Source organism: Streptomyces niphimycinicus (assembly GCF_018883605.1).
Classification (GTDB): Bacteria; Actinomycetota; Actinomycetes; order Streptomycetales; family Streptomycetaceae; genus Streptomyces; species Streptomyces niphimycinicus.
In genome coordinates this window covers 1-9154 of record NZ_JAHLEM010000352.1, presented here as the reverse complement: position 1 = coordinate 9154, position 9154 = coordinate 1, and the positions used below count along the sequence as shown (strand labels likewise).

The 9154-nt window shown below is 71.7% G+C and carries 9 protein-coding genes; 4 read left to right on the top strand and 5 right to left on the bottom strand.

Annotated features, from left to right (window positions below):
* The 3 genes from KN815_RS28430 to KN815_RS28420 all read left to right on the top strand — a co-directional run.
* The coding region (locus KN815_RS28430; protein WP_253209294.1) for a PQQ-binding-like beta-propeller repeat protein at positions 1–1249 on the top strand (1249 nt) is incomplete at its 5' end.
* 149 nt (positions 1250–1398) lie between these two features.
* The gene (locus tag KN815_RS28425; protein ID WP_216344754.1) at positions 1399–1968 is read left to right on the top strand and encodes a hypothetical protein; all 570 of its coding nucleotides are present in this window, start codon (positions 1399–1401) and stop codon (positions 1966–1968) included.
* Positions 1969–2088: 120 nt separating this feature from the next.
* Positions 2089–2664 carry a PT domain-containing protein gene (locus KN815_RS28420; protein ID WP_216344753.1) on the top strand — a complete coding sequence of 192 codons (576 nt, stop codon included), beginning with the start codon at positions 2089–2091 and terminating at the stop codon, positions 2662–2664.
* Between the two features lie 32 nt (positions 2665–2696).
* Here the strand turns inward: KN815_RS28420 and KN815_RS28415 are convergent, their stop codons facing one another.
* The 3 genes from KN815_RS28415 to KN815_RS28405 are packed head-to-tail and all read right to left on the bottom strand — an operon-like array spanning position 2697 to position 5204.
* On the bottom strand, positions 2697–3464 hold the full coding sequence (locus KN815_RS28415; protein WP_216344752.1) for an enoyl-CoA hydratase/isomerase family protein: 768 nt from the start codon (positions 3462–3464) through the stop codon (positions 2697–2699).
* Complete coding sequence (locus KN815_RS28410; protein ID WP_253209293.1) at positions 3461–3994, bottom strand: Zn-ribbon domain-containing OB-fold protein; 534 nt, start codon at positions 3992–3994, stop codon at positions 3461–3463. The genes KN815_RS28415 and KN815_RS28410 overlap by 4 nt, the downstream gene beginning before the upstream one ends.
* A gap of 10 nt (positions 3995–4004) precedes the next feature.
* Positions 4005–5204: a lipid-transfer protein gene (locus KN815_RS28405; protein ID WP_216344751.1), complete on the bottom strand. Its 1200-nt coding sequence runs from the start codon at positions 5202–5204 to the stop codon at positions 4005–4007.
* Between the two features lie 116 nt (positions 5205–5320).
* Between KN815_RS28405 and KN815_RS28400 the strand changes: the two genes are divergently transcribed.
* Positions 5321–6931, top strand: coding sequence for a FadD3 family acyl-CoA ligase (locus KN815_RS28400; RefSeq protein ID WP_216344750.1), 1611 nt, complete (start codon positions 5321–5323; stop codon positions 6929–6931).
* Between the two features lie 616 nt (positions 6932–7547).
* On the opposite strand, the gene KN815_RS28395 is transcribed toward KN815_RS28400, so the two are convergent.
* Positions 7548–7910, bottom strand: coding sequence for a hypothetical protein (locus tag KN815_RS28395; RefSeq protein WP_216344749.1), 363 nt, complete (start codon positions 7908–7910; stop codon positions 7548–7550).
* Between the two features lie 214 nt (positions 7911–8124).
* On the bottom strand, positions 8125–9154 hold a 1030-nt coding region (locus KN815_RS28390; protein WP_216344748.1), incomplete at its 5' end, for a tetratricopeptide repeat protein.

Genomic DNA, 9154 nt, shown 5'->3' with positions numbered 1-9154 from the left:
GACCGCCGGGGGGCTGAACGGAGGCGACGGCATGGCCGCCGTCCCGCCGCCGACCCACTCCCCGCCGGCCGAGCCGCCCGAGCCGCATGCCGCGGGAGCCGGGCACGGCCGCTGGCGCCCGTGGCGGTTCCGGATGTCCAACGACGTCTGGGGCACCCCGGCGGTGGCGGGCGATCTGCTGTATGTGACCTCGTTCGAGGTGCACGCGCTGGATGTGGCGACCGGCCGGCGCCAGTTCAAGACGCGCGACGTGGCGTGGGCGATGGCCGTGGAGAACGGCCGGATCCACGCCTCGGACGGCCCCACGCTGTACGCGCTGGACGCGGAGGACGGCGCCGAGCGCTGGCGGCTGTCGACCGACGGCTGGGTCTACTCCCTCAAGGTCGACCGCGGCACGGTCGTCACCGGGACGCGCGGCGGTGGCGTCCAGGCGTGGGAGGCGGCCAATGGCGAGCTGCTGTGGGAGATGCAGGGGCTCCAGACCGACTTCGAGACGCCCGAGTCCGGCCCGGCCGTCCATGACGGCACGGTGTATGTGTGGGCGGACGCGCGGCTGCGTGCCCTGGAGGCGCGCACCGGCGCGGAGCGCTGGTCGTATCCGGTGGGCGACGCGGCGTCGTGCGGCGGTGTGCCGCTGCGTCTGCTGGCGGCGCCCGATGGGGTGGTCTATGTCTCGGCGGGGACGCGGGTGCTCGCGCTCGACGCCGCCCGCGGGGATGTGCGGTGGCGTTTCGAGGCGCCCGCCGTCTTCCTGTGCGCCCCCGCGTACGCGCCGGGGCCCGCGGTGACCGGCGGCGGCATCTATATCGCCGACTATCTGGGCACGGTGTACGCGCTGGACGCGGCGAACGGCCGCGACCGCTGGCGTATCGCCACCGAGGCCCGGCAGTCGATCGAACCGGTGCTGGTGGCCGACGGCTCGGTCCATCTGGGCAGCGGCGGCGCGCTCTACACGCTCGACGCGGTCACCGGCACGCCCAAGTGGCGGTTCGCGGCGGGCGGCGAGGTCATCGGCTCGCCGGTGGTCGCCGACGGCCGGGTCCACTTCGGCTCGGCCGACCACTGCCTCTATACGGTGGACGCGGCGGGCGGACAGCTTCGCTGGAAGCTGGCGACCGGCGGCGAGATCACCGGGTCGCCGGTGGCCGCCGGGGGTGTGGTGTACGCGTGCAGCAAGGACCGCTGCGTCTACGCGCTGGACGCGGTCAAGGGCACGGGCCAGTCCCGGCCTTCGGGCGGCCGGGCCTGACCGACCCCGGGGGCGCTGCGCCGGGAACGGCTGGTCGCAGGCCGTGTCCCTGACAATTCCTGCTACGGTTGCGGGCGTTCATCGACCTCCTGGGAGCCGGGAGGTCGATGGGTAACTCTCTGCGCGGTCTTCGGGGGACGGGGTCTGTGATGCGGCGTGGTCTACGGCTGGCGGCCGTGCTCACCGTGGTGCTGGTGGCGCTGACCGGGTTCAAGGGGCGTGGCCATGGCCACGGGGGTGGCGGAGGCGGCTGTTCCAGCTCCTCCTCGCACCATTCGGGATCGGGCTCCGGTTCCAGTTCCGGCTCCGGCGGTTACTCGGACTCCGACGACGAGAGCTCCACCACCGGTTCGGGCTCCGGCGGTTCCCGCTACCGCGACTACGACGATGACGACTACGGCGACAGCGCGTCCAGCGGCTCCTCGGGCGGCACCGCGTCGTCCAACGGGCCCCAGACGACCGTCGTGAGCTGCGCGGGCAAAGCGGGCAACGACAAGAGCGGCCGTCCGGCGGCGACCGTGAAGGTGCGCAACCGCTCGGGCGCGGCCGACACCTACCTCGTCGACATGAGCTTCCAGGACCGGGACGGCTCGACCCTGACCTCCGGGCGCGCCGATGTGCGGGTCCCCGCGGGGAAGTCGAGGACCGTAAGGGTGCCGCTCGATGATCCCTCGGTGTCGGGAACCGTGGTGCGATGTGAGGTCGTCTCCGTCCTCTGAGAGCCGGGCCGGGCGCGCCTGTTGGTGACTTTGGGGTAGCCAAACCCGTTGCTAGGGTGGCGTGCACTTGTCAACCGGCCATGGCTGGCTTGAATGTGTCTTTTCAACGGGGGTAATGCCATGCAGAGCCGCTCCATGCGGATATTCGCCGTCGCCTTGGTCGGGCTCATCGCGCTGACCGGCTGCGGAAAGAAGGGCCGAAGCCACGACAGCGGCCTCGGCGGTTTCGTCTCGGGCGGGAGCGGCGGCGACAACCCGGCGTCCGGTCCCACCGACCTCCCCACCGGGCTGCCCTCCGGCGCGCCCACCGACCTGCCCAGCGGCGTCCCCTCCGACCTCGATGTGCCGTCGTACGGGGTCCCCACGCCCTCCTACACCTACTCCGCGCCGCCCACCTACAACTCGAACGGCACGAACGACATCAGTGCCAGCGGCTGCGACTACGACGAGTCGACCCACTCGTTCCAGTACACCCTGAGCGTCAGGAACCCCGAGACGCAGTCCATGCACTACTCGATCACCATCGAGTGGGAGAACCAGAGCGGCGGCAGCCTGCTGGGATCCGACTACAAGTCCGTCACCGTGGCGTCCGGCAGCAGCCAGTCCCTCAGCGCCACCTCCTACCGCTACCTCACCGAGCAGACGTCCTTCACCTGCAAGGTGACCTCGGCGCTGAAGTACCCGAGCTCCACCTGAGGCCCCGAGAAGCCGATCCGGGGCCGGTGGCCTCACCGGGTACGGAAGCCGGGCGTACGGGCCGCGAAGAGCGCGGCCTGGCGCCCCGGCGGCAGATTGCCCAGCGCGATCAACTGCGGGGCCCGGGCGAGTGCCTGGGCCAGCGCCGCCTCCTTGGCCGCCCATAGCGCCCTTACGGTCCCCTGCACCGCCTCCGTCGGGTACGACGCGATGACCGACGCGGCGCGGATGGCCGCCGTAAGGGCCTCACCGGCCGGGGCCACCTCGCTGACCAGGCCCGTCTCATACGCCCGCCGGGCCGAGAGCCGCTCCGCGGTCCCCATCAGCGCCATCCGCGCGACCTCGCCCATCGGCATCCGCTGCGCCATATAGACGGCCTCGTAGGCGCTGACCATCCCATAGCTGGTGTGCGGATCGAAGAAGGCCGCCGTCTCGTCGGCGACGATGAACTCGGCCTCGCCCAGCAGATAGAACGCCCCGCCGCACGCCATCCCGGCCACCGCCGCGACCACCGGCTTCCACAGGTCGTTCGCCTTGGGCCCGACGGTGCGCAGCGGATCGTCCATCGCGTAGGGCGACGGCGGCTGGGCGACCTCCACCGAGCGGTCGATGCCGGTACTGAAGGCCCGGCCGCCCGCGCCGGTGAGGACGACGGCCCGGACCGCGTCGTCGTGCCGGAAGCGCCGCCATACGGCCGTCAGTTCGCCGACCGTCTCCAGATCGATGGCGTTGTGCCGCTCGGGCCGGTCGAGGGTGACGACCGTGACCCCGCTCTCCGCCACCCGGGTGCGGACCGTCATGGCCGCTCCAGCAGCCAGCGCACCACCGTGAGCCCGCCCTCCGTCGCGTGGAAGGCGGCCTTCACGGGTGCGCCGATACGGATCCGCTCGGGCGGGACCGAGTTCAGCGCGGCGTCCCTGGCGGCGACCAGATTGCCCACCAGCCGGATGCGCGGGGCGTCCGCGAGCTCCACGAGGACGACGTTGTACGGCGCCTGGGCCGCGTAGGCGGGCAACAGCGGGGGATGGGGCAGCACATACGACCAGATCCGGCCACGGCCGCTCAACTTTTTCCACAGGCAGTCGAAGGACTGGCAGTGGGGGCAGCAGGGCCGGGGCGGAAAGCGCGGTTCGCCGCAGTCGGCGCAGCACTGGACGCGCAGTTCGCCGCGGGCCGCGTAGGCGAAGAAGGGCGCCCCGTCCTCGTCGGGGACGGGCGCCAGCAGCCCGTCGGACCCCTCGCCTCCGCCGCTCGCGGCCGTCGTCGGGTCAGCCGTCGTGTCCGTTGGCGCGCCGGTCGTGGTGTCCGTCGTCGTGTCCATCTGGGTCATGGCGTTTCGGTCAACTCCTCAGCAGCAGGGCCGATGTGGGAACCCCTTCACCCGCCGTGACCAGGCAGGTCTCGGCGCCGGGGACCTGGGCGGTGCCGGTGCCGCGCAACTGTCTGACCCCCTCGGTGATGAGGTTGAAGCCATGGACGTACGCCTCGCTGAGGCCGCCCCCGCCGGTGTTGAGCGGCAGCCGTCCGCCGATCTCCAGCGCGCCCCCCTCGGTGAAGGCCGCGCCCTCGCCGCGGGCGCAGAAGCCATAGCCCTCCAGGGAGAGCGGGATCAGCGGGGTGAACGCGTCGTAGATCTGCGCGACATCCACATCCTGGGGCCCGAAGTCGGCGGTTTTCCACAACTGGCGGGCGGCGGTCCAGGAGGGGCCGGTGAGCGGGTCGTCGTTCCAGTAGTTGACCATCCCGTGGTGCTGGGCGGGCAGCCCCTGGGCGGCGGAGTGCACATACACGGGCCGTTGCCGGCAGTCGCGCGCCCGCTCGGCCGACACCACCACACAGGCCAGCGCGCCGTCCGTCTCCAGGCAGTTGTCGAAGAGGCAGAGCGGTTCGCTGATCCAGCGCGCGGTCATATACATCTCGCGGGTCAGCGGGCGGTCGTACATGATCGCGGCGGGGTTCTGATTGGCCCGGTTGCGGCAGGCCAGCGCCACATTGAAGAAGTGATCGCGGGTCGCGCCGTACTCATGCATATAGCGCCGGGCCAGCAGCCCGATCTCATCGGCCGGGCGCAGCAGTCCGTACGGCCGGGTCCACTGGGCCGGGGTGGGCAGTTGTGCCCGGGTGTTGGTCCAGGGGCGCGGTCCGCTGCCGCGTTTGCGCGACCGCCAGGCCACCCCGACGCTCGCCTGTCCGGTGGCGATCGCGGCGGCCAGATGCGCGACGGTCGCACAGGAACCGCCGCCCCCGTAGCCGACCTTGCTGAAGAAGGTCACATCCCCGGCGCCGATGGCCTTGGCGACCTCGACCTCGTCGGTCTCCTCCATGGTGTACGAGGCGAAGGCGTCCACCTCGGACGGGGCGATGCCGGCGTCGTCGAGCGCGGCCAGGATCGCCCGGCAGGCCAGGGTCTTCTCGGATTCGGGGAGGCGTTTGGCGAACGGGGTCTGCCCGATGCCCGCTATCGCCGTCGCGTCCTTCAAGGTCGCCCCCGCCCCCGCTATCGCCCCCGCCGTCGTCCTCGTCGTCTCCGTCGCCCCCATGGCCGCCTCCGTCGTCGCGTTCACCGGTGCTGACAGCGGGGAAGGCTACCGCTAATCTGACGGGTAGTCAGCTAGTGGGGTCGTCCGTCCCGGGTTCCGGGGAGGGGAGCGGTCCGATGCAACGGATGGCACAGGGGAACACCATCCCGGCCCTGATCCGGGCGGCGGTCGAGCGGTACGGCCCGGCCGAGGCCGTGGTCGAGGGCCGCGCCCGGATCTCGTACGCCGAGCTGGGGGCCCGGATCGAACGCGCCGCGGCCGCGTGCGTCGCCTCGGGTCTCGAACCGGGCGACCGCGCCGCGATCTGGGCGCCCAACACCACCGACTGGATCGTGGCGGCGCTCGGCGCGGTCACCGCGGGCGGCGTGCTGGTGCCCATCAACACCCGCTTCAAGGGCGCCGAGGCGGCGTATGTGCTGCGCCGCACCCGGGCCTCGCATCTCTTCATCACCGGCACCTTTCTGGGCACCTCGTATGTGGCCTCGCTGCGCCGGGCGGCGGGGGAGGGGGCGGGCCATGGCCCCCTGCCGCGCCTGCCCTATCTGCGGGAGGTGGTCGTCCTCGCCGACAACGGCCCGGAGTCCTTCCGCACCTGGAAGGACTTCCTGGCGCTGGGCGACGCCGTGCCGCCGGAGCAGGTCCGGTCCCGGGCGGAGGCGGTGCGCCCCTCGGACCCCTCGGACATCACCTTCACCTCCGGCACCACCGGCCGGCCCAAGGGCGTGGTGACCACGCACTTCCAGACCGTGCGTGTCTTCGACACCTGGAGCGAGATCACGGGGCTGGCGGCGGGCGATCGCTATCTGATCGTGAACCCGTTCTTCCACACCTTCGGCTACAAGGCGGGCATCATCGCCTCTCTGAGCCGCGGCGCCACGATGGTGCCGCAGCCGGTCTTCAGTGTGGAGACCGCCCTGGCCAATATCGCCGCCGAGCGCATCACCGTTCTCCCCGGCCCGCCCACCCTCCACCAGTCGCTCCTCGACCACCCGTCCCGCGCCGCCCATGACCTGTCCACGCTGCGCCTGGTCGTCACCGGCGCCGCCGTGGTCCCGCTGGAGCTGGTGGAACGGCTGCGCTCGGAACTCGGGGTCGGCACCGTCCTGACGGCGTACGGCCTGACGGAGGCGTCCGGCACCGTCACGATGTGCCGACGGGGCGATCCGCCCGAGGTCATCGCGGGCACGGCGGGCCGCGCGATCCCGGACACCGAGGTCAAGATCGCCCACCCCACCGGGCGCGAACTCCCGCCGGGGCGGCCGGGCGAGGTCTGGGTCCGCGGCTACCACATCACCCCCGGCTACTTCGAGGATCCGATCGCCACGTCCCGCACCATCACCCCCGATGGCTGGCTGCGGACCGGCGATGTCGGGGTGCTGGACGAGCAGGGCAATCTGCGCATCACCGACCGGATCAAGGACATGTTCATCGTCGGCGGCTTCAACGCCTATCCCGCCGAAATCGAGCAACTCATCGCCCGCCACCCCGATGTGGCCGATGTCGCCGTCGTCGGCATCCCGGATGCGCGGCTGGGCGAGGTGGCCAAGGCGTACGCGGTCCGCCGCCCGGATTCGACACTGACGGCGGACGACCTGATCGCCTGGTCGCGCCGGGAAATGGCCAACTACAAGGTGCCGCGGCAGGTGGTGTTTCTGGCCGAGCTGCCGCGTAACGCCAGCGGCAAGGTCCTCAAGGCCGAGCTGCGCGCGGGCCGGTCACCCTCGTAAAGCCCTCACCCGCCGTCGAAGGCGTGCGCGGGCGGGGCGCCGCCAAGGGGGCATCAACGAGGGGGCATCAACAAGGGGGGCGCCAAGAGGGCGTCACCACCAGGGCATCACGAAGGGGCCGGGCAGGTTCGCCCGGCCCCTTCGGCCTGCGTAAGTCGTCTCGCCGCGCCTACCGCGGGCTGGTGGGGGCATGGCCCTCGCCCTGCGGGGCCGGAGCGGCGGCAGTGGCGAATTCGCTACTGTTCGCGCCGACGATAGGGGTGTGACTATCGCTTGCAACCGCGAATGCGGCTGCCTGGCTTGTCGCTCCGACCGCGGCACCTATCGCGATAATCAAGGTCGCAATGCCCTTTGTGGCACGAGTCATTCCGGTTCCTCCGATACGGGGGGTGATTATCTATTTTGTACTGCAAATTAACAAAGAGGGGTACGTGTGTTCGGCCATCTGGCCGGAACTGGTCGAAGCTTGGCGGAAAGGGGGTCCGCCCGGTGGTGCGTGAAGCCGCTCGTCCGGAGGCGACCGCACAGAGGGGCCGACGCCGATGACGTCCCCTCCGCGTCATCGACATCGGCCCCGCGGTTACCTGTTGGATACGAACGGCGTTCCGTGGTGCGCCTACTGGGGTGCCGAGGGAGTGTGGCCCTCGCCCTCGGGGCTCAGTTGCGGCGGCGCCGGGGTGTGACCCTCGCCCTTGGTGCTGAGCTGCGGCGGCGCGGGCGTGTGGCCCTCCCCCTGCGTGCTGAGCTGGGGCGGCGCCGGGGTGTGACCCTCGTCCTTGGTGCTGAGCTGCGGGGGCGCGGGCGTGTGGCCCTCCCCCTGCGTGATCAACTGCGGCGGCGCGGGCGTGTGGCCTTCGCCCTGGGTGACCACCTGCGGTGGCGCCGGCGTGTGGCCCTCGTCCTGTGGAGTGAGGGTCGCCGGGTCGGCTTCCAGTGGTCGGTAGGTGTCGGACTGGGGCTTCTTGTCCGTGTCTGTCACGATCAACTCCATCGGATGCTCTGGTCGGTAGAGGCCCGTTGACACCCGCCCGGCGACTCCCCCGTGGGTCGCCGGACAGGTGTCTCAAAAGGGCCGCCCACCTTACGGTGTGACCTCGCAACCGACCCGTCTGCCCCCCGCGGGGACGGGTCGACCGGTACTAAGACTCCCGGACAGCGATAAACGATTGATGAACGGTTGACGGGACGCGCGATTATGCCGCGGTCGCGGGGGTCAGCAGCCCGCGGACGTCCTCCGCCTCCGGTGCCCCGAGCCGCTCGTGAATCGACAGCGCCTCACGCCAGCAGGCGTCCGCGCGCTCGTTCTGGCCCAGTTCCAGCAGCGCCCTGCCGAGCAGCGTCAGCACGATGGCCCGGCGCCACTCGCCCCCGATGCCCCGCAGGGCCAGGGCCTGTTCGGCGTGGGTGGCGGCCTCCGCCGGGCGGCCGATGGACAGATGCGCCTCGGCCATCCGCTGATGGGTCATGCCCTCCCAGAGCGGCTGGCGGTGCTCACGGAAGAGGCCGAGGGCCTCGGTGAGCTGCTCCAGTGCGTGCGTCAGGCTTCCGGCCCCGGACAGGGCGATGCCCAGCGCGTACTTACCGTTGGCCAGGCGCAGGGTGCGGCCCAGGCTCCCGTAGATCCGCACGCCCTGCCGGGCCAGTTCCACGGCGCTGTCGATGCGGCCCATCTCCACATACGCACGGGACAGGTTGCACAGCGCGCTGGCCTCGCCGGGCTGGTCGTCCACGGCCCGGTAGGCGTCGATGGCGCGGAGGAAGTGCCGCTCCGCGTCGTCCCAGCGGGTGCGGCTGAGGTGCGCGATGATGCCGCGCTCGGTGAGGGCGCGGCCCATGGTCACGTGGTCCTCGACCGTGGAGCCCAGGGCCAGGGCGCGCTCCGCCTCCGCGTCGGCCTCTTCCAGCCGGCCGGTGAGGTTGCGCACCTTGGCCAGGCAGGTACGGGCCCGGCCCTCGGCCCGGGTGTCGCCGACCGTGTGTGCCGTTTCGCTGACGACGCGGGCGACGGCCTCGTAGCGCGGGGCGTTGGCACCGGATTCGGCCAGGTCCATGGCGGCGAGCAGCAGATCCGCGGCCCGGCCCAGGGTGGTGCCCGAGGCGGCCTGCTGGGCGCAGGCCAGCAGGCAGTCGGCCTCGGTGAACAGCCAGTCCAAGGCGGCGTCCTGATGCGGGAAGACCAGGCCGGGGTGGTCGGCGGGGGCCAGGTGGTCGCCCAGCCGGTCG